This is a genomic window from Burkholderia sp. AU33423 (assembly GCF_002223135.1).
Taxonomy (GTDB): Bacteria; Pseudomonadota; Gammaproteobacteria; order Burkholderiales; family Burkholderiaceae; genus Burkholderia; species Burkholderia lata_D.
Map to the genome: position 1 here is coordinate 293,207 of NZ_NKFH01000002.1, position 19,013 is coordinate 312,219.

Here is a 19,013-nt window from a genome sequence, read left to right on the forward strand (position 1 = left end):
GGCTCGCCGCGTCACGCGCCGCCGGTGGGCGGCGCGACGGATGCGCGGCAGGGTGCCGCGACCGGTGACGACGAGTCTAGCAAGCCGAAATGACGGGAAAGCGAGCGAGCACGGAGAACGCCATTTCGCGGCGGCCGGCAATCGCAGGGCGGTGACACGGCGATTTGGCGACACGGTGAGGCGGCGACGCGCAAGGCATGGCGTACCACGCCCGTTACTGCCCGTAGTTGACCGTGAGTTGCGCGGTACCGATCGTCAGCGTGCCGATCTCGTGCTCGAACATCGGCGCGGGACGGCCCTGCGCGACGCGCAGGTCGTCGCCCTTCAGCGCATAGACGGTGATCACGTAGCGGTGCGGCTTGCCCGGCGGCGGGCACGGGCCGCCGTAGCCGTCGATCCCGAAGTCGTTGCGCGCCTCGCTCGCGCCGATGCGCCGCAGGAACCCGGACGCGCTCGCGTCGGCGGGCAGGCTCGTGACCGTCGCCGGAATGCCCGCCACGGCCCAGTGCCACCAGCCGTGCCCCGGCGCGTCGGGATCGAAGATCGTGACCGCATAGCCGCGCGTGCCCGGCGGCGGGTTGTGCCAGGTGAGCTGCGGCGAGTGGTTGCCGCCCTTGCAGTCGCCGCGGTCGAACACGTTCGCGGCGCGGACGCGCCCGCCCGGTGTCAGGTCGTCGCTCGTCACGGTGAACGGGCCTTCCGCATGCGCGGGCAGGGCAGCAAGGGCGACGGCGTAAAGGAGGGCAGCGAGAAACGGCGACGGGCGACCCGATGGCGCAGGCGGAGTGATCCGGCGATCCACACGCATATGGCGCTTCTCCCGTCACATGGGCCGGACCGATGCGTCCGGCGTTGTTGGCGTAGTGCGTTGCCTGCGCAGCTGATGGCAGCGATGGATCAAGTCTAGCATTAGGGTTCGATGAGCGATGCACGCCGCGACCCGTGGTCGCGATCGTTTCCTGCGCGAATCGACAGACGAAAAATCGACGGGCGAAAAAAAGCCGCCCGCGATGAAGCGGGCGGCTCGTTCAGCCAGGACGCCGGCCAGCAGGCCGGCGCGGCGTCAGTCCTTCGGGGACGTTGCGCCGCCGTGCGCAGCCGACCACTCGGCCGGTGCGTGCAGGAATTTCTCGACTTCGTCGAGCGTCTTCGTCTCGAAGTAGCCCGACGCCTTCGCGACGCGCAGCACGTCCCACCACGTGGCGAGCGCGTGCAGGTCGACGTCGATGTCCTTCAGGACCGACACGCTTTCCTTGAAGATGTTGTAGTGGAACAGCACGAAGCAGTGGTTCACCGTCGCGCCCGCGGTGCGCAGCGCGTTGACGAAGTTGATCTTGCTGCGGCTGTCGGTCGTCAGGTCTTCCACCAGCAGCACGCGCGAGCCTTCTTCCAGATGGCCTTCGATCTGCGCGTTGCGGCCGAAACCCTTCGGCTTCTTGCGCACGTACTGCATCGGCACCATCATCCGGTCCGCGATCCAGGCCGCGAACGGGATGCCGGCCGTCTCGCCGCCCGCCACCGCGTCGATCTGCTCGAAGCCGATGTCGCGCGTGATCGTCGTTTCAGCCATTTCCATCAGCGCGCGGCGCACGCGCGGATACGAAATCAGCTTGCGGCAGTCGATATAGACGGGGCTTGCCCAGCCGGACGTGAAGATGAACGGTTTTTCTGCGTTGAAGTGCACTGCCTGTACTTCGAGCAGGATTTTGGCGGTCGTATCCGAGATCGACTGACGATCGTAGCCTGTCATGGGCATTCCTTGGGTGATGAGCGAAGAGCGGGCGCGGGCCCGGTGGCGCAGCAAGGGGAACCTGCCCAGAGGGCCGGGGCGCGATCGGCGGGCCAATCGCATCGCTGCGCGCGTAGCCGGCTATTTTACCCGATTCAGGCTGCTTTTCGGCGGAATTCGCGCGGGTTCGCCGCGCGGCTCACCACCGGCGAAACAAGCGGGGCCGGATCGCTCGCGCGCTGATGCGGAGGATGCGGCGTTGCACCAACATGCGTCATTTAGGGGGTGTACACTAGGCGACCCTTAGAAATCGTTCAGTACTTTGTACTTTCCTCTTGCCACCCGCCAAGGTTCGATGGCGTGCCGACCCGGCGCGTCGCGTGCCGTCTCGCAGTCGATCACCCCCTCGATTCAAGCAGACGCGGCCGAAGGTGCTGCGTACTGAACCGTCAATATTTCGCAAGTCTCTCGCAGGTCAATCATGGACGAACAACTGAAGCAGGCCGCACTCGCTTATCACCTGAACCCGAAACCCGGCAAGATTTCGGTCACCCCGACCAAGCCGCTGTCGAACCAGCTCGATCTGTCGCTCGCGTATTCGCCGGGCGTCGCCGCTGCGTGCGAAGCGATCCACGCCGATCCGCTCGACGCGCAGAAGTACACGTCGCGCGGCAACCTCGTCGGCGTCATCACGAACGGCACCGCCGTGCTCGGCCTCGGCAACATCGGCCCGCTCGCCGCGAAGCCGGTGATGGAAGGCAAGGGCTGCCTCTTCAAGAAATTCGCCGGCATCGACGTGTTCGACATCGAACTGTCGGAGTCCGACCCCGACAAGCTCGTCGAGGCGATCGCGATGCTCGAGCCGACGCTCGGCGGCATCAACCTCGAGGACATCAAGGCGCCGGAATGCTTCTACATCGAGCAGAAGCTGCGCGAGCGCATGAAGATCCCCGTCTTCCACGATGACCAGCACGGTACCGCGATCATCGCGTCGGCCGCGATCCTGAACGGCCTGAAGGTCGTCGGCAAGAAGCTGTCCGAAGTGAAGCTCGTGTGCTCGGGCGCGGGCGCGGCAGCGATCGCGTGTCTGGACCTGCTGGTGAACCTCGGCCTGACGAAGTCGAACGTCCTCGTCGCCGATTCGAAGGGCGTGATCTACGAAGGGCGCGGCAACCTCGATCCGTCGAAGCAGCGCTATGCGGCGACCACCGACGCACGCACGCTCGCCGACGCGATCGTCGGCGCGGACGTGTTCCTCGGCTGCTCGAGCGCGGGCGTGCTGAAGCAGGACATGGTCAAGACGATGGGCGACCGCCCGCTGATCCTGGCGCTCGCGAACCCGGAACCGGAAATCCGCCCGGAAGACGCGAAGGCCGTGCGCCCGGACGCGATCGTCGCGACCGGCCGTTCGGACTACCCGAATCAGGTCAACAACGTGCTGTGCTTCCCGTTCATCTTCCGCGGCGCGCTCGACGTCGGCGCGACGACGATCACGGAAGAAATGAAGCTCGCGTGCGTGCGCGCGATCGCCGAGCTGGCGCAGGAAACCGACCAGAGCGAAGAAGTCGCGAAGGCGTATGAAGGCCATTCGCTCGAATTCGGGCCGGACTACCTGATTCCGAAGCCGTTCGACCCGCGCCTGATCATCAAGATCGCGCCGGCCGTCGCGCAAGCCGCGATGGATTCGGGCGTCGCCACCCGCCCGATCCAGGACATGGACGCGTACCGCGAGCAACTCGGCGCGACCGTCTACCGCACCGGCATGGTGATGCGTCCGGTGTTCGCCACCGCGAAGCAGAAGGAAGCCCGCATCGTGTTCGCCGAAGGCGAAGACGAGCGCGTGCTGCGCGCCGCGCAGTTCGTGCTGCTGGAAAAGATCGCGAAGCCGATCCTCGTCGGCCGTCCGTCGGTCATCGACATGCGCCTCGCGAAGATCGGCTCGAAGCTGAAGGCCGGCACCGATTTCGAGATCGTCGATCCGGAAGACGATGCGCGCTACCACCGCTACTGGCAGGCGTATCAGGAGATCGGCGCGCGCGACGGCGTGACGCCGGAAGTCGCGAAGGCCGCGATGCGCAAGTTCAACACGCTGATCGGCGCGATGCTCGTGCATCTGGGCGACGCGGACGGGATGATCTGCGGGATGATCGACACGTTCCACAGCCACCTGAAGTTCATCGAACAGGTGCTGGGCCGTGCGAAGGGCGCCGAGCATTTCGCGGCGATGAACCTGCTGATGCTGCCGGGCCGCAACCTGTTCGTGTGCGATACGTACGTGAACGAGCTGCCGAGCGCCGAACAGCTCGCCGACATGACGATCCAGGCCGCGGCCGAGATCGAGCGCTTCGGCATCACGCCGAAGGCCGCGCTGCTGTCGAACTCGAACTTCGGCAGCGCGCCGTCGGCGTCGTCGCGCCGGATGGGCGAAGCCCGCAAGCTGATCGTCGAACGCGCACCGAACCTGGAAGTCGACGGCGAAATGCACGGCGACGCGGCGCTGTCGGAACTGATCCGCAAGCAGGCATTCCCCGGCACGACGCTGTCGGGCGAAGCGAACCTGCTGATCATGCCGAACGTCGAAGCGGCGAACATCGCGTACAACCTGCTGAAGATGGTCGGCGGCGAAGGCGTGACGGTCGGTCCGTTCCTGCTCGGCGCGGCGAAGCCGGTCCACATCCTGACGCCGGCTGCGACCGTGCGTCGGATCATCAACATGACGGCCGTTGCCGCCGCGAACGTGAACACGAAGTAAGTCCACGCCCGCGTGTGCCGCGCTTCATGCGCGGCGCAAAGAAAAACGCCACGGAACCTGCGTTCCGTGGCGTTTTTTTTATCGTGAAGCGACGTGAGCCGGTAGCCGCTCGCCGGCGGGCATCCGGCCGCGCATGCCCGCCGCGCGCCGTTACGCGACCTGCTGGTGCGACTGGCCGCCGGCCGGCGCCCGCCACTTCGCGAGCAGCGTATTCCACTTCTGGCGTACCGCGCGCAGGTTGTTCTCCTTCACGTGGCCGTAGCCGCGAATGCCGTCCGGCAGCGCCGCGAGCTCGACGGCGAGCGGGCGGTTGGCCGCGTTCAGCTTGGCCAGCACCTCGCCGATCAGCGCTTCGTACTCGCCGATCAGCGCGCGCTCGGTGCGACGCTCCTCGGTACGGCCGAACGGGTCGAGCCCCGTGCCGCGCAGGAACTTCGCTTTCGCGAGCAGCCGGAACGCCGACATCATCCACGGGCCGTACGCCTTCTTCACGAGATGGCCGTGGGCGTCCGTCTTCGCGAACAGCGGCGGCGCGAGGTGGAATTTCAGCTTCCAGTCGCCTTCGAACTGCGCGTTCAGGCGCGCGAGGAACGCCGGATCGGACTGCAGCCGCGCGACCTCGTATTCGTCCTTGTACGCCATCAGCTTGAACAGGTTGCGCGCGACCGCTTCGGTCAGCTGCTCCTGCATCGTGTCGCCGTCCGCCAGCGCGCGCTCGGCCGCGCGCACCTTGTCGACGAACGCCGCATAGCGCGCTGCGTACGCGGCATTCTGGTACGCGGTGAGGAATTCCACGCGCTTCGCGATCAGGGCGTCGACCGCTTTCTTCGTGTGCAGCGAAATCACCGTGGCGCCTTGCACGGGGCGCGCGTCGCCGGCCGCGGCCTGCTTCACGCTCGCCAGGTCGTGCGCGGCGCGGCGGCCCCAGTCGAAGGCTGCCCGGTTCTTCTCGACCGATACCGCATTCAGCTCGATCGCGCGGACGAGCGACGCGAGCGTGAGCGGCAGCCAGCCTTTCTGCCACGCGTAGCCCAGCACGAACGGGTTCGTGTAGATCGCGTCGCCGAGCAGCGCGACCGCGAAGCGGTTCGCGTCGATGAAATCGACGGCTTCACCGGCCGCCGCGCGGATGTCGTTCTCGGCGGACAGGCCCGGGAACGACCAGTTCGGGTTCTTGATGAACTCGGCGGTCGGCGTCTGCGCGCTGTTGACGACCACGCGCGTCGTGTCGTGGCGCATCCGCGACGTGCACTCGTCGCCGGCCGTGACGATCGCGTCGCAACCGATCACGAGATCGGCTTCGCCCATCGCGATCCGCGTCGCGTGGATGTCGGTCGGTGCGTGCGAGATCTGCACGTGGCTCATCACGGCGCCGCCCTTCTGCGCGAGGCCGGTGACGTCGAGCACGGTCACGCCCTTGTTTTCCAGGTGCGCGGCCATCCCGAGCAGCGCGCCGATCGTGACGACGCCCGTGCCGCCGACGCCCGTGACGAGCACGCCGTACGCGCGGTCGATATCCGGCAGCGTCGGCTCAGGGATCGGCGGCAGTGCGTTGCCGTCGACCGACACGGCCTTCGGCTTCTTCAACTGGCCACCCTCGACCGTGACGAAGCTCGGGCAGAAGCCCTTCACGCACGAGAAGTCCTTGTTGCAGCTCGACTGGTTGATCTGGCGCTTCGTGCCGAATTCGGTTTCCAGCGGCTCGACCGACAGGCAGTTCGACTGCACCGAGCAGTCGCCGCAGCCTTCGCACACCGCGTCGTTGATCACGACGCGCTTGGCCGGGTCCGGATACGTGCCGCGTTTGCGGCGGCGGCGTTTTTCGGTCGCGCAGGTCTGGTCGTAGATCAGGATCGTCGTGCCTTCGATCTCGCGCAGCTCGCGCTGCACGTCGTCGAGCTGGTCGCGGTGATGGATCGTCACGCCCGGTGCGAGCAGCGCCTTCTGGCTGTCGTACTTCTCCGGCTCGTCGGTGACGATCACGATCTTCTTCGCGCCTTCGGACGCGAGCTGGTGCGTGATCTGCGGCACCGTCAGCACGCCGTCGACCGGCTGGCCGCCCGTCATCGCGACGGCGTCGTTGTAGAGGATCTTGTAGGTGATGTTCGCCTTCGACGAGATCGCCGCGCGCACCGCCAGCAGGCCCGAGTGGAAATAGGTGCCGTCGCCGAGGTTCGCGAACACGTGCTTCTCGTCCGTGAACGGCGCCTGGCCGATCCACGGCACGCCTTCGCCGCCCATCTGGCTGAAGGTGCTCGTGCTGCGGTCCATCCACACGGTCATGTAGTGGCAGCCGATGCCGGCGATCGCGCGCGAGCCTTCCGGCACATTGGTCGACGTGTTGTGCGGGCAGCCCGAGCAGAACCACGGCTTGCGCTCGGTCTGCACGTGCGGCTTCGCGAGCGCCATTTCCTTTGCGTTGATCACGGCGAGGCGCGCGGCGATGCGTGCCCGCACGTCGGACGGCAACTCGAACTTCTCGAGGCGCGTCGCGATCGCCTTCGCGATGATCGCGGGCGACAGCTCGTAGTGCGCGGGCAGCAGCCAGTTGCCCATCGGCACCGACCATTCGCCGCCGGCGCCGTCCTTCTCGTCGAACTTGCCGAACACGCGCGGCCGCTGGCCGTCGGGCCAGTTGTACAGCTCTTCCTTGATCGCGTATTCGAGGATCTGGCGCTTTTCCTCGACGACGAGGATTTCGTCGAGGCCGCGCGCGAACGCCTGCGCGCCCTGTGCTTCGAGCGGCCACACGCAGCCGACCTTGTAGAGCCGGATGCCGATCCGCGCGCAGGTTTCGTCGTCGAGGCCGAGGTCGGTCAGCGCCTGGCGCACGTCGAGGTACGCCTTGCCGCCGGTCATGATCCCGAAGCGCGCGCTCGGCGAATCGATCTCGATGCGGTCGAGCTTGTTCGCGCGCACGTAGGCGAGCGCCGCGTACCACTTGTAGTCGAGCAGCCGTGCTTCCTGCACGAGCGGCGGATCGGGCCAGCGGATGTTCAGCCCGCCTTCCGGCAGGATGAAGTCGGTCGGCAGCACGATCTCGGTGCGATGCGGGTCGATGTCGACCGATGCCGACGATTCGACCACGTCCGTCACGCACTTGAGCGCGACCCACAGGCCCGAGTAGCGGCTCATCGCCCAGCCGTGCAGGCCGAAATCGAGATATTCCTGCACGTTGGACGGGAACAGCACCGGCAGCCCACAGGCCTTGAAGATGTGTTCGGACTGGTGCGCGAGCGTCGACGATTTCGCCGCGTGGTCGTCGCCGGCGAGCACCAGCACGCCGCCGTGCTGCGACGAGCCGGCCGAGTTCGCGTGCTTGAATACGTCGCCCGTGCGGTCGACGCCCGGGCCCTTGCCGTACCACATGCCGAACACGCCGTCGTGCTTCGCGCCGGGGTACAGGTTCACTTGCTGCGAGCCCCACACGGCGGTGGCGGCGAGATCTTCGTTGAGGCCGGGCTGGAAGACGATCTGGTGGGCGGCCAGGTGCTGCTTGGCTTTCCAGAGCGACAGATCGAGGCCGCCGAGCGGCGAACCGCGATAGCCGGAGATGAACCCGGCGGTGTTGAGACCGGCGGCGCGATCGCGTTCCTGCTGGAGCATCGGCAGGCGCACGAGGGCCTGGATGCCGCTCATGTACGCGCGGCCGCGTTCCAGTGTGTATTTGTCGTCAAGCGTGACGGACTTCAGCGCGGCTTCTAGGGACGCGCGTTGGTCTGCGTCTAGCGGGGCATTCATTAACAGTCTCCTCCACCCAGTTTGGGATCACCAAAACTCGACTGCTTCGGGCGTCTTGTGGACGCGTCGGCAGTGGCCGGCATATTGGCCGGTTTTAAGCGATGGTAGCACTGGGGCAAACCCGCCGCCCATCGGTTGGAGCGCCGGCGAATTGCGGCGGCGCATCAGAAAAACAGGGCGGAACCATGCGTTACATCATGTAAAAGCATGTAAAGCCGGCCCCATCTTCGTGCAAACGCCGTTAATCTTGTCGGCCTGCCGGAGGTGCCCGGCCGCGTTGGCTTGTGTCGACGCAATCGGGGAGGCGCCGGCAGTTTTACAGGAGGTGCAATGAACACACGTCATATCCAGAGTTTCCTGATCGTGTCCGCCGCGTTTTTCTCGATGACCGGCCCGGTGCACGCGCGAGGCGCGAGCGCACTGGCGGCAGCCGGCGCGCAGATGCAGCAGATCGTGCCGGCCCAGGATGCCGTCGCGCAGCCGACGGCCGAGCGCGCCGTCGAGGCGAAGGCGAACGCGCGTTGATCCGCTCGCGCGGCCTGCGGGCCGCGCCGGAATGCAAAAAGGGCGGGAATCCTCGGATTCCCGCCCTTTTTCTTTGCGCCGCCGGATCGTGCGGGCCGCCGGGTTGCCCCGGGCAGCCGCCCGCCGGATGCGTCAGGCCTTGTCCTGCACGACGCCGCGGCGGATCTGGTCGAGTTCGATCGATTCGAACAGCGCCTTGAAGTTGCCTTCGCCGAAGCCCTGGTTGCCCTTGCGCTGGATGATCTCGAAGAAGATCGGCCCGATCTGGTTCTCGGTGAAGATCTGCAGCAGCAGGTCGTCGCGCGCGCCGTCGATCAGGATCTTGCGCTTCTTCAGTTCGTCCAGCGATTCGCCGTGGTTCGGCACGCGGCGGTCGACCAGTTCGTAATACGTGTCGATCGTGTCGAGCAGCTTCACTTCCTTGCTGCGCAGGCCATCGACCGCCTGGTAGATGTCGGTGGCGCCGAGCGCGATGTGCTGGATGCCTTCGCCGTGATACGCGTCGAGGTATTCCTGGATCTGGCCGGCCGTATCCGAACCTTCCTCGTTGATCGGGATGCGGATCTTGCCGCACGGCGACGTCATCGCCTTCGACTTCACGCCCGTCACCTTGCCTTCGATGTCGAAGTAGCGCACTTCGCGGAAGTTGAACAGGCGCTCGTAGAACTCGGCCCATTCCTGCATGCGGCCGCGATGCACGTTGTGCGTCAGGTGGTCGATGTAGGTGAGGCCGTGGCCGACCGGGTTCGGGTTCGCGCCGGCGATCGGCTCGAAGTCGACGTCATAGATGCTGATGTCGCCGATGGCGCCCGGTTGCGCGCCGTTCTTGCCGCGCCAGCGGTCGACGAAGTAGATCAGCGAATCGCCGATGCCCTTGATCGCCGGGATGTTCAGCTCCATCGGGCCGGTCTTGTTGTCGAAGCCCCATGCGCCGAGGTCGAGTGCGCGCTGGTAAGCCTTCGCGGCATCCTGCACGCGGAACGCGATCGCGCAGATCGACGGGCCGTGCAGGCGCGCGAAGCGTTGCGCGAACGAATCGGGTTCGGCGTTGATGATGAAGTTGATGTCGCCCTGGCGGTACACCGTCACGTCCTTGTGGCGGTGGCGCGCGATCGCGGTGAAACCCATCCGTTCGAACAGTTGTCCGAGCGCTTTCGGGTCCGGTGCCGTGTATTCGATGAATTCGAAGCCGTCGGTGCCGACGGGGTTGTCCCAGTTCGGGATCTGCATGGCGTGTCTCCTGTGGGGGCGATCGACCGGGGCGACGTGCGCAGGCCCGGCCTGGTTCGATGTCGAACGTGGCACACGCGGCGGCATGCGCGACGAATCGGTACGTGCGACAAAGTGTAGCGGGCAGTCGCGAGCGTAAACTTGCGAACTTAATCGCCCAAACCTACGATGGCGCAATTTCCAGTCTCAAACCATATATTGGAGGGCAGAAGATGGCGCAGGCCGAATTGGATGCCATCGACCGGCGGATTCTCGCGATTCTTCAGGAGAACGGGCGCCTGTCGAACCAGGAGATTGCCGAGCGCGTGAACCTGTCGCCGAGCCCGTGCCTGAGGCGGATCCGGCGGCTGGAGGAGATCGGCGTGATCACCGGTTATGTCGCGCTGCTGGATCCGCAGAAGCTCGGGCTCGACCTGCTCGCGTACGTGAGCGTGCGGCTCGAGAAGCGCGGCGGCCTGGCGCCGGTGCGGGCCGACGAAACCTCGGCGCGGGCGGGCGCGACCCATGCGGAGCTGTTTCGCGCGGCCGTGCAGACCTGGCCGGAAGTGGTCGCATGCCACGCGATGACCGGGGATATGGATTACCTGCTGCGCGTGCAGGTCGAGGACATGGCGCATTTCTCCCGCTTCGTGCAGGAGCATCTGCTGCATCACCCGTCGGTGATCGACGTGAAGACGAGCTTCTCGCTCGAATGCTTCAAGGAGACGACGGCGTTGCCGATTCGCTCGGTGCGCTAGTGCGCGGCGGGGAAGGGAGAGGCCGGGCGCGCGGCAGGCGCGGCCCGGCTGGCCGACGTTACGCCGTCAGGGCGGCGGGCATCAGCGATTCGATGAACTTCGTGGTGCGGCGCGCCTGGCGCTTCATCGCATAGTCGAACACCGCGGCCTGTTCCTGCAGCATCTCGGCGATGATCGTCGAGTGGTCGGCCGGCGGCAGCGACAGGTACGCATCGGCTTCGCCGTACGCGTACTCGATCCGCATCCCGGATTTCTTCGCGATATGCATCATCGTCGCGTTACGCGACAGGCAGTGCATGTACAGCATCGTCACGTGCGTGTTGCGGCTGCGGATCGCCGCGCGCTCGAACAGCTTCGAGCCGACGCCGCGGCCGCGTGCGCTTTCGAGCACCGACACGCCGAATTCGGCCGTGCGCTTGTCGCCCTCGGCCGGCAGGTAGGCCAGGTGGCCGACGCCGATCAGTTCGAGGTCGTGGTCGAACACGCCGAACACGGTGTCGCGGCCGAAGTCGATCGTGCGGACATAGTTCTCGATCACGTGGTCGGGCACCATCTGGCCGAAGCGCAGCAGGCGGTCCTCTTCGTCGAGCGAGAGAAAGTGGGTGAGCATCCGCTCACGGTCTTTGGAAGCCAGTTCCCTGACGAGAACCGGCGCAGTACCGACCTTGCCGACAGCATCGGCACGGCCGTTGAATTGCGTGTTCATCGTGGGTTCCTCAGTGTGGGTGCACAAACGGGTTGTGCAATGCAACAGCATTTTACCCGAGCGAGGTTGGGGAAAACCCGTATTTGACGTTATTTGTGCTGAGGGGAAATTCTAAAACCGCTTAGTTCATTCTGTAAGTTATTGATTTTAGGCGAATTTAAAATTCATCATATGAAACGCGCGACGGGCGGTCGCAGTGTACCCGTCGCGCAACGCTTGCTGCTGCGCGTCAATCAGGCGGCCGTCGACAGCCCGCGTTCGATCAGGTCGATCACCTGCTCGGCGAAGTCGCGGTAGCCGAGGCGGCCGCCCGGCTTCAGCCACGTGAACGTCCAGTTGATCATCCCGAACACCATCATCGTCACGGACGTCTGGTTTTCCTTCGAGATGCGGTCCGGGTACGCGCGCGCAAGCTGGCGCGTGAATGCCGCGACGATGTCGCGCTGGCGGTCGAGCACGATTTCGCGCTGCGCGTCCTCGAGATACTTCACGTCGTTGAGCAACGCGACGTGCCGGCTGTGCGACGTCTCGTACTCGGCGAGGAATGCGCGCACCAGCTCGGCGAACGCGTCGCGCTCGCTGAGGCCGCGTCGCTGGCTCGCCCCTTCGACCTCGGCGATGATCAGCATCAGCCGTTTCGTGTAGCGGTCGAGCAGGTCGAACAGGATCGCTTCCTTGCTCTCGTAATAGTGATAGAGGCGTGCCTTCGACGTGCCGCTCGCGGTCGCGAGATCGGACATCGACGTGCTCGGGTAGCTCGTCTGCGCGAATTTCTCGGCGGCCAGATCGAGGATCTGCTCGCGCTGGGATTCGTGGTCGGGCGCTCGGGTACGGGCCATGGTCGAATGCGGAAGATTAGCGGTGCGCGGTGGCCGTGCGGGCCGCGCGCACCTGCGTGGAAGAGAGGGCGTCGGGCGCGTCGTCCTGCAGCTCGAGCCGGCCGGCTGCCGCGAGTTCGCGGCAGCGCCACCAGGCGATCGAGTCGCTGACGAACAGCCCGCCGCGGTCGGCGTCGGCCATGATGCTGCCGACGAGGCGCCCCGCAGGCCGCCAGTCGGTTTCCGCGCGCGCGACGATCAGCGCGTCGAGATCCTCATAGTGGCCGCTCTTGATCGTGTTGCTGACCCAGTAGCGCAGCTCGGCGTTCAGGTGCTTCGCCTCCTGCCATTCGAGCGCTAGTCGGCCGATGCGCAGCACCGAGATCGGCGCGGCCACCGGGCGCTTGCGCGCCAGCTCGGCCGGCGAGAACATGCCGGTCGCACACGCCTGGTCGGTGCGCGATAGCGCCGCGCGCTGCGCCGAGTCGAGATCGGCGGCCGACAGCCGCACTTCGTTCAGGCGTTGCGGGACGTTGCGCAGGTGATAGGCGACGCGGCGCAGCAGCAGTTTGTCGCCGACGCTCGGCGCATGCCACACGACCACCTGGCCGGTATCCGTCGCGAGCTGGTCGAGGCGCGCGAACTCGCCTTCGATCTCCGCGTTCCAGTCGGGAATCCGGTCGCCGAGCACGCGGTGCCAGAAGGCGGCGCGCGTGTCGGGCGTCTCGTCGGCGCCCTTGAGCGGCCCGACGCCGAGATCGTCGAGCAATCCGACGACGCGCTCGTCGCGTCCGGCTTGCGCGAGTGCCTCGCGCAGCGACGCGGCGGCGGTGCCGCCCTGAATCACATGAATGGTACTCATCGGCCTGTCGTCAACAAAAGAAAGCCGCCGGCCGGGCGGACGTTGCGATGTCCAGCCGGCCGGCGGCCCCTAGTGTAAGCGAGATGTGTGACGGCGAGAAACCGTCCGGCGCCGCGACGCGATGTCGCTCAACGCTCGTCGTAGCTCACGACGACCTTGTCGCTGACCGGGTGGCACTGGCACGTGAGCACGAAGCCGTCCTTCACTTCATGCGCTTCGAGCGTGTAGTTCTTCTCCATCCGCACTTCGCCCTCGAGCACCTTCGCGCGGCACGTGCAGCACACACCGCCCTTGCACGCATACGGCAGCGCGAGGCCCGCGCGCAGGCCGATATCGAGCAGGCTCACGCCTTCGTACGGCAGGCGCAGCTTGCGCTTCTTGCCGTCGAGCACGATTTCCAGGTCGGCGGCCGGGGTCTGGTCGGTGATTTCGACGATCGGCGCGCCGGCTTGCGGCAGCGGCGTGCCGAAGCGTTCGACGTGCACCTTCGCCTGCGGCACGCCGGCCGCCTTCAGCGCGGCCTCGGCCGCATCCATCATCGGCGCGGGGCCGCAGATGAACGCCTCGTCGATCGCGTCGGCCGGCATCAGCGTGTCGAGGAATTCCGCGCATTTCGCCTGGTCGAGCACACCGTTGAACAGCGCGACGTCCTGCTGGTCGTCCGACAGCACGTGATAGAGGACGAAGCGGTTCATGTAGCGGTTCTTCAGGTCCTCGAGCTCCTCCGCGAACATGATCGCGTCGACGCTGCGGTTGCCGTAGATCAGCGTGAACGTGCTGCGCGGCTCGAGTTCGAGCGTCGTCTTCACGATCGCGAGCACCGGCGTGATCCCGGAGCCGCCGGAAAACGCGACGTACTGCTTGCCGTGATCGGCGTTCAGGTGCGTGAAGAAACGGCCGTCCGGCGTCATCACGTCGATCGTGTGACCCGGCTTGAGCGAGTCGAACGCGAAGTTCGAGAAGCGGCCGCCGCGCACGCGCTTGATGCCGATGCGCAGTTCGCCGTCACGGTCGTAGTCCGTCGTGCCGACGCAGATCGAATACGAGCGGCGCGTTTCCTCGCCGTCGATGTGGGTCTTCAGCGTGACGAACTGGCCCTGCGTGAAGCGGTACGCGTCGCGCAGTTCGGGCGGCACGTCGAAGGAGACGGTTACGGCGTCGGCGGTCTCGGGCCGCACGTCGCGGATACGCAGCGGATGAAATTGCGGGGTCGCCATATCGATTAATAAGGTTTGAAGTAGTCGAAGGGTTCGCGGCAGTCGACGCAGCGATACAGCGCCTTGCAGGCCGTGGACGCGAATTGCGCGAGACGTTCGGTACGGGCGGAGCCGCAGCGCGGGCACGCGGGCGCCGCGACTGGCCGCGGCACGAAGCGCACGACGTTTTCCCGCGGCGCGGCGGTGCCGCACTGGCCGACCGGCGGCGCGATGCCGTACGCGCGCAGCTTGTCGCGCGCTTCCTGCGTGATCCAGTCGGTCGTCCATGCGGGGGCGAGCACCGTCTCGATCCGGTGCGGCGGGAGGTCGGCGGCCTGCAGCGCGGCGGCGATGTCCTCCGCGATTTGCGACATGGCCGGGCAGCCCGAGTAGGTCGGCGTGATCACGACCTCGAGCTGGCCGTCGTCCGCGCGGCGGACGTCGCGCAGGATGCCGAGCTCGCGGATCGACACGACCGGGATCTCGGGGTCGGGCACGGCTTCGAGCACGTCCCATGCACGAGCGAGCAGCGGGTCGGCGTGGCGCGCGGCGGGCACGGCGTTAGCGGGGGCGGTCTGGACGGACATCGTCGGGCTCCGTTGGGGGCGGTCGGTTACCAGGTCGCGCCGGGATGCTGGCGTGCGAGGCTCTGCATTTCGGCGAGCAGGTAGCCCATGTGCTCCGAGTGCTCGCCCTGCTTGCCGGTCGTCACATGCTGCACGGGGGCCGGCAGTGTGAGCGTCGCTTCCACGAGCGCGTCGTCCACGTCCGCGCGCCACGCCGCTTCGAGTGTGGCCGGCGCGGGGGCGATGCCCTCGGCGGCGACCGCGTCGTCGATCGAATCGGCAGCGAAGAATTCACGCGTGTACGGCGTCAGGTAGTCGAGCGCGTCCTGCGCGCGACGGTGCGATTCGTCGGTGCCGTCGCCGAGGCGAACTAGCCACTCGCGTGCGTGCTGCACGTGATAGCGGGTTTCCTTCACCGATTTCGCGGCGATCGCGGCGAGCTGCGTGTCGGTCGACGTTTCGAGCGCGGTCCACACGTGCAGCATCAGCACCGAGTACAGGAAGTTGCGCACGATCGTCACCGCATAGTCCTTGTCGGCGCGCGCGGTGCCGGCGATCGGGCCGTAGTGCGGCAGCTCGGCGAGCGTGTAGTTCGCGAACTCGCGCTCGGTGCGGAAGTATGCGTAGTCGTCCTCGGTCTTCGTCGCGCCGGTGAGCTGGCGCTCGAGTTCGGCCGCGTGCGTATACAGCATGCGCGCCTGGCCGATGAGGTCGAGGCTCATGTTGGTGAGCGCGATGTCTTCCTCGAGGATCGGGCCGTGGCCGCACCATTCGGCGTTGCGCTGACCGAGGATCAGCGTGTTGTCCGCGAGGCGCAGCACGTAGGAGAGGTGTTCGGGCGTGATCGTCATGGCGCGGGCGTTACATGTGGTTGACTTCGTCGGGCAGCGTGTAGAACGTCGGGTGGCGGTAGATCTTGTCGCCCGCCGGCTCGAACAGCTCGGCCTTTTCGCTCGGATCCGACGCCGTGATCGCCGACGACGGCACCACCCAGATGCTCACGCCTTCCTGGCGGCGCGTGTAGACGTCGCGCGCCATGCGCAGCGCCATCGACGCGTCGGCGGCGTGCAGGCTGCCGCAATGCTTGTGGTCGAGCCCCTGCTTGCTGCGCACGAACACTTCCCAGATCGGCCATTCCTTGTTCATCACTTTCTCCTGATTCCTGAATTCGATGGTGTGCCGCCGCTCAGGCGGCATGCTGTTCGGCGCGTGCGCGGCGCTTGGCTTCGTGGGCGAGTGCGGCTTCGCGCACCCACGCGCCGTCCTCGTGCGCTTTCACGCGGGTCGCGAGGCGTTCCTTGTTGCACGGGCCGTCGCCGTTGACGACGCGCCAGAATTCGTCCCAGTCGATCGTGCCGTAGTCGTGATGGCCGCGCGCCTCGTTCCACTTCAGGTCGGGGTCGGGCAGCGTCACGCCGAGCACCTTCGCCTGGTCGACCGTCGCATCGACGAACTTCTGCCGCAGGTCGTCGTTCGAGATCCGCTTGATGCCCCATTTTGCGGACTGGTTGCTGTGGACCGAATCGGCGTCGCTCGGGCCGAACATCATCAGCACCGGCCACCACCAGCGGTTCACGGCCTGCTGGACCATCGCGCGTTGCGCGTCGGTGCCCTTCATCATCGACAGCAGTGCGTCGAAGCCCTGGCGCTGGTGGAACGATTCTTCCTTGCACACGCGGATCATGGCGCGCGCGTACGGGCCGTACGTGCAGCGGCACAGCGGGATCTGGTTCATGATCGCGGCGCCGTCGACGAGCCAGCCGATCACGCCGACGTCGGCCCAGGTCGGCGTCGGGTAGTTGAAGATGCTCGAGTATTTCGCCTTGCCGGCGAGCAGTGCGTCGATCAGCGAATCGCGCGATACGCCGAGCGTTTCGGCCGCGCTATACAGATAGAGGCCGTGGCCGGCTTCGTCCTGGACCTTCGCGAGCAGGATCGCCTTGCGCTTCAGGCTCGGTGCGCGCGAGATCCAGTTGCCTTCGGGCAGCATACCGACGACTTCCGAGTGCGCGTGTTGCGAGATCTGGCGTACCAGCGTCTTGCGATAGGCGTCGGGCATCCAGTCCTGCGGTTCGATCTTCCCGTCGGCGGCCATGACCGCATCGAACCGCGCCTGCTCGGGCGACTCGGCTGCGGCGTCGAGCGGCGCGACGTTGCCGGGGATGTCGAGGGATTGCGTGTACATGGCGAAAGCTCTCGTCCGGTTGAATGTGTGCGAAGTATAAACCAACCGACCGGTCGGTTAATAAATTTCTTGCGGATTTGCCGTGAGACTCGGGTAAACGAGTGACGTCGGGGCGCGATCGGATGGCGAGAGGGGGGCGGCGCGTGGGGTTTCGCGTCTTCTGCGGCACAATGCCCGCTTTCCGACGAGGATTTTGCCGATGTCATTTCGAAGCAGTATCGCCGCGGCCGTGCTGGGTGCGGCCGTCTTTGTCTCGCCGCTCGTGGCGTCGGCCGCGCCGGCCGGATGGGTGGCCGCGTGGGCGACCGCGCTGCAGCCGATTCCCGACCTTGCCGCACCGCCGCCGCTCTATCGCGCACCCGACGTGTCCGGACGGGCTGTGCGCCAGATCGTCTATCCGACTGTGTCGGGGCGTGCCGCGCGGATCCGCGTCAGCAATGCATACGGCCGCGCGCCGCTGGTCGTGGAGGCGGCGAGCCTCGCGCGCGCCGGCGAAGGGGCGGCGCTTGCCGGCGCGGCGGTGCCGGTCCGATTCGGCGGCAAGGCGTCGGTGACGCTTGGGCCGGGCCAGGAACTCGAAAGCGACCCGGTGTCGTTCGATGTGGCGGCCGGGCGGCCGTATGCGATCAGCCTCCAGATGGCGGCGAACCAGCGGATGACGGTCTGGCACCGCGTGTCGAACCAGTTCAATTACGTGTCCGCACCGGGTGATCACGTGAGTGATCCGGGCGCCGCCGCGTTTCGCACCCGTTTTACCCAATATGCATGGGTGAGCGAGCTTGCGGTCGAGGCCGGTTCCGCGCGCGCCAGCGTAGCGGCGATCGGCGATTCGATCACCGACGGGCTGCGCTCGAGCGTGAACCGGAATCGCCGCTGGCCGGACGCACTGGCGCGTCGGCTGACCGCTGCCGGCGTGGAGTCGATCGGCGTCGCGAATCTTGGTATCAGCGGGAACCGGCTGCTCAGCGATTCGGCGTGCTACGGCACGTCGCTGGCATCGCGATTCGAACGCGATGCGCTGTCGCGTGCGGGGGTGAAGGCGGCGATCGTGCTGATCGGGATCAACGACATCAACTTTGCGGCGATGCCGCCGCGCGCGGGGCTCGATTGCGACCACCCGCATACGCAGGTCACGGCTGCATCTTTGATCGATGGCTACCGCCGGCTGATCGAAGCGGCGCACCGTCAGGGCGTGAGAGTCTTCGGCGCGACGCTGACGCCGGCCGGGCTGCCGGCGGGGCGTGAGGCGATCCGCCTTGAGGTGAACCGGTGGATCCGGAGCGGTGGCGGGTTCGACGGTGTGGTCGACTTCGATGCTGTGCTGCGCGATCCGGCGCGCCCGAGCGTGCTGCAGCGGCGCTACGATAGCGGCGACGGCATTCACCCGAGCGACGCCGGCTACACGGCGATGGCCGACGCGGTGCCGGTCGAGCAACTGCAGGCTGCAATGGGCGGCAAGTGACGCGCCTCTATATATAGAGGGAAACGTTGCCGGCGACCTGGAGGTTGTCGGCGTTACGTGGCCCGTCGAGCCCGAAGCCCCCGTGCGCGTCAGCGCACGGGGGCTTTTTCAAAATATTTTCACAAAGGGCTTGCGTAGATGGGGGTGGCTGCCTACAATCACGCCTCTTTCGCGCTAACGGAAACGCGGCGCGGGAGAAGGGAAGCAGGGCGGGTGGTGTGCTGGAGTCTGAGGCGCGCAGCTGGCCTGGAAGTTGAGCCCCGCAGTCGCAACGATGGTGTTAAAAAGTTGTTGACGAACTGCGAAACACGGTTCATAATCTCGCTTCTCTGCTGCTGAAAACGCAGCGCTGCTGAGAAACACGAAGTTCCTCGCAGAATGCTCTTTAAAAATTAACAGCCGATAAGTGTGGGCGCTTGATGAAAGCGAGCTGATCCTCGGATCAGATAGCGAAAGTATCAAGAGTCTCACACTAAAGTAAGTCAGGTTTATGAAGTGATTCAT

16 protein-coding genes are annotated in these 19,013 nt (G+C 66.2%); 4 read left to right on the forward strand and 12 right to left on the reverse strand.

The genetic code is table 11. The annotated features are described in order from the left end of the window. Positions 1-214: 214 nt before the first annotated feature. The gene (locus tag CFB50_RS01425; protein ID WP_089444783.1) at positions 215-808 is read right to left on the reverse strand and encodes a YbhB/YbcL family Raf kinase inhibitor-like protein; all 594 of its coding nucleotides are present in this window, start codon (positions 806-808) and stop codon (positions 215-217) included. Between the two features lie 255 nt (positions 809-1,063). Then, entirely contained in the window at positions 1,064-1,750 is a 687-nt protein-coding gene (locus CFB50_RS01430; RefSeq protein ID WP_011350651.1) for an orotate phosphoribosyltransferase, read from the reverse strand. Between the two features lie 460 nt (positions 1,751-2,210). Here CFB50_RS01430 and CFB50_RS01435 point away from each other — a divergent pair, with 460 nt between their 5' ends. Then, on the forward strand, positions 2,211-4,481 hold the full coding sequence (locus CFB50_RS01435; protein ID WP_089444784.1) for an NADP-dependent malic enzyme: 2,271 nt from the start codon (positions 2,211-2,213) through the stop codon (positions 4,479-4,481). Positions 4,482-4,631: 150 nt separating this feature from the next. Here the strand turns inward: CFB50_RS01435 and CFB50_RS01440 are convergent, their stop codons facing one another. Then, positions 4,632-8,222, reverse strand: a complete 3,591-nt coding sequence (locus CFB50_RS01440; RefSeq protein WP_089444785.1) for an indolepyruvate ferredoxin oxidoreductase family protein — start codon at positions 8,220-8,222, stop codon at positions 4,632-4,634. 330 nt (positions 8,223-8,552) lie between these two features. Between CFB50_RS01440 and CFB50_RS01445 the strand changes: the two genes are divergently transcribed. Further along, positions 8,553-8,747 (forward strand): hypothetical protein, encoded by a 195-nt coding sequence (locus CFB50_RS01445; protein ID WP_089444786.1) that lies wholly within the window; start codon positions 8,553-8,555, stop codon positions 8,745-8,747. Positions 8,748-8,879: 132 nt separating this feature from the next. Here CFB50_RS01445 and hppD read toward each other — a convergent pair whose 3' ends face one another. Next, positions 8,880-9,977 carry a 4-hydroxyphenylpyruvate dioxygenase gene (gene hppD / locus CFB50_RS01450; RefSeq protein WP_069246914.1) on the reverse strand — a complete coding sequence of 366 codons (1,098 nt, stop codon included), beginning with the start codon at positions 9,975-9,977 and terminating at the stop codon, positions 8,880-8,882. 212 nt (positions 9,978-10,189) lie between these two features. Between hppD and CFB50_RS01455 the strand changes: the two genes are divergently transcribed. Further along, positions 10,190-10,714 carry an Lrp/AsnC family transcriptional regulator gene (locus CFB50_RS01455; protein ID WP_011655746.1) on the forward strand — a complete coding sequence of 175 codons (525 nt, stop codon included), beginning with the start codon at positions 10,190-10,192 and terminating at the stop codon, positions 10,712-10,714. Positions 10,715-10,772: 58 nt separating this feature from the next. Here the strand turns inward: CFB50_RS01455 and CFB50_RS01460 are convergent, their stop codons facing one another. The 8 genes from CFB50_RS01460 to paaA form a co-directional block, all read right to left on the reverse strand. Beyond that, positions 10,773-11,420, reverse strand: a complete 648-nt coding sequence (locus CFB50_RS01460) for a GNAT family N-acetyltransferase (RefSeq protein WP_089444787.1) — start codon at positions 11,418-11,420, stop codon at positions 10,773-10,775. Positions 11,421-11,653: 233 nt separating this feature from the next. Next, on the reverse strand, positions 11,654-12,259 hold the full coding sequence (locus CFB50_RS01465) for a TetR/AcrR family transcriptional regulator (RefSeq protein ID WP_006482923.1): 606 nt from the start codon (positions 12,257-12,259) through the stop codon (positions 11,654-11,656). Positions 12,260-12,275: 16 nt separating this feature from the next. Further along, positions 12,276-13,100 carry a DUF1835 domain-containing protein gene (locus tag CFB50_RS01470; RefSeq protein ID WP_089444788.1) on the reverse strand — a complete coding sequence of 275 codons (825 nt, stop codon included), beginning with the start codon at positions 13,098-13,100 and terminating at the stop codon, positions 12,276-12,278. 128 nt (positions 13,101-13,228) lie between these two features. After that, positions 13,229-14,317, reverse strand: a complete 1,089-nt coding sequence (paaE, locus tag CFB50_RS01475; protein WP_089444789.1) for a 1,2-phenylacetyl-CoA epoxidase subunit PaaE — start codon at positions 14,315-14,317, stop codon at positions 13,229-13,231. Between the two features lie 5 nt (positions 14,318-14,322). Continuing rightward, positions 14,323-14,883 (reverse strand): 1,2-phenylacetyl-CoA epoxidase subunit PaaD, encoded by a 561-nt coding sequence (paaD, locus tag CFB50_RS01480; RefSeq protein WP_069246918.1) that lies wholly within the window; start codon positions 14,881-14,883, stop codon positions 14,323-14,325. 26 nt (positions 14,884-14,909) lie between these two features. Further along, on the reverse strand, positions 14,910-15,713 hold the full coding sequence (paaC, locus tag CFB50_RS01485) for a 1,2-phenylacetyl-CoA epoxidase subunit PaaC (protein ID WP_089444790.1): 804 nt from the start codon (positions 15,711-15,713) through the stop codon (positions 14,910-14,912). A 10-nt stretch (positions 15,714-15,723) separates the two neighbouring features. Beyond that, positions 15,724-16,008, reverse strand: a complete 285-nt coding sequence (paaB, locus tag CFB50_RS01490; protein ID WP_027788585.1) for a 1,2-phenylacetyl-CoA epoxidase subunit PaaB — start codon at positions 16,006-16,008, stop codon at positions 15,724-15,726. A 40-nt stretch (positions 16,009-16,048) separates the two neighbouring features. Then, complete coding sequence (gene paaA, locus CFB50_RS01495; RefSeq protein ID WP_069246920.1) at positions 16,049-17,047, reverse strand: 1,2-phenylacetyl-CoA epoxidase subunit PaaA; 999 nt, start codon at positions 17,045-17,047, stop codon at positions 16,049-16,051. A 199-nt stretch (positions 17,048-17,246) separates the two neighbouring features. Here paaA and CFB50_RS01500 point away from each other — a divergent pair, with 199 nt between their 5' ends. Beyond that, a complete protein-coding gene (locus tag CFB50_RS01500) occupies positions 17,247-18,509 on the forward strand; it encodes an SGNH/GDSL hydrolase family protein (RefSeq protein WP_089444791.1) in 1,263 nt (420 codons plus the stop codon). The last annotated feature ends 504 nt before the right edge of the window (positions 18,510-19,013 follow it).

Excerpts from the sequence above, each read along its gene's own strand:
- hppD (WP_069246914.1), bottom strand. The coding sequence starts at position 9,977 with ATGCAGATCCCGAACTGGGACAACCCCGTCGGCACCGACGGCTTCGAA.
- paaC (WP_089444790.1), bottom strand. The coding sequence starts at position 15,713 with ATGACGATCACGCCCGAACACCTCTCCTACGTGCTGCGCCTCGCGGAC.
- CFB50_RS01465 (WP_006482923.1), bottom strand. The coding sequence starts at position 12,259 with ATGGCCCGTACCCGAGCGCCCGACCACGAATCCCAGCGCGAGCAGATC.
- CFB50_RS01445 (WP_089444786.1), top strand. The coding sequence starts at position 8,553 with ATGAACACACGTCATATCCAGAGTTTCCTGATCGTGTCCGCCGCGTTT.
- CFB50_RS01455 (WP_011655746.1), top strand. The coding sequence starts at position 10,190 with ATGGCGCAGGCCGAATTGGATGCCATCGACCGGCGGATTCTCGCGATT.
- CFB50_RS01425 (WP_089444783.1), bottom strand. The coding sequence starts at position 808 with ATGCGTGTGGATCGCCGGATCACTCCGCCTGCGCCATCGGGTCGCCCG.
- CFB50_RS01470 (WP_089444788.1), bottom strand. The coding sequence starts at position 13,100 with ATGAGTACCATTCATGTGATTCAGGGCGGCACCGCCGCCGCGTCGCTG.
- paaE (WP_089444789.1), bottom strand. The coding sequence starts at position 14,317 with ATGGCGACCCCGCAATTTCATCCGCTGCGTATCCGCGACGTGCGGCCC.
- CFB50_RS01460 (WP_089444787.1), bottom strand. The coding sequence starts at position 11,420 with ATGAACACGCAATTCAACGGCCGTGCCGATGCTGTCGGCAAGGTCGGT.
- paaB (WP_027788585.1), bottom strand. The coding sequence starts at position 16,008 with ATGAACAAGGAATGGCCGATCTGGGAAGTGTTCGTGCGCAGCAAGCAG.
- paaA (WP_069246920.1), bottom strand. The coding sequence starts at position 17,047 with ATGTACACGCAATCCCTCGACATCCCCGGCAACGTCGCGCCGCTCGAC.
- CFB50_RS01440 (WP_089444785.1), bottom strand. The coding sequence starts at position 8,222 with ATGAATGCCCCGCTAGACGCAGACCAACGCGCGTCCCTAGAAGCCGCG.
- CFB50_RS01435 (WP_089444784.1), top strand. The coding sequence starts at position 2,211 with ATGGACGAACAACTGAAGCAGGCCGCACTCGCTTATCACCTGAACCCG.
- CFB50_RS01500 (WP_089444791.1), top strand. The coding sequence starts at position 17,247 with ATGTCATTTCGAAGCAGTATCGCCGCGGCCGTGCTGGGTGCGGCCGTC.
- paaD (WP_069246918.1), bottom strand. The coding sequence starts at position 14,883 with ATGTCCGTCCAGACCGCCCCCGCTAACGCCGTGCCCGCCGCGCGCCAC.
- CFB50_RS01430 (WP_011350651.1), bottom strand. The coding sequence starts at position 1,750 with ATGACAGGCTACGATCGTCAGTCGATCTCGGATACGACCGCCAAAATC.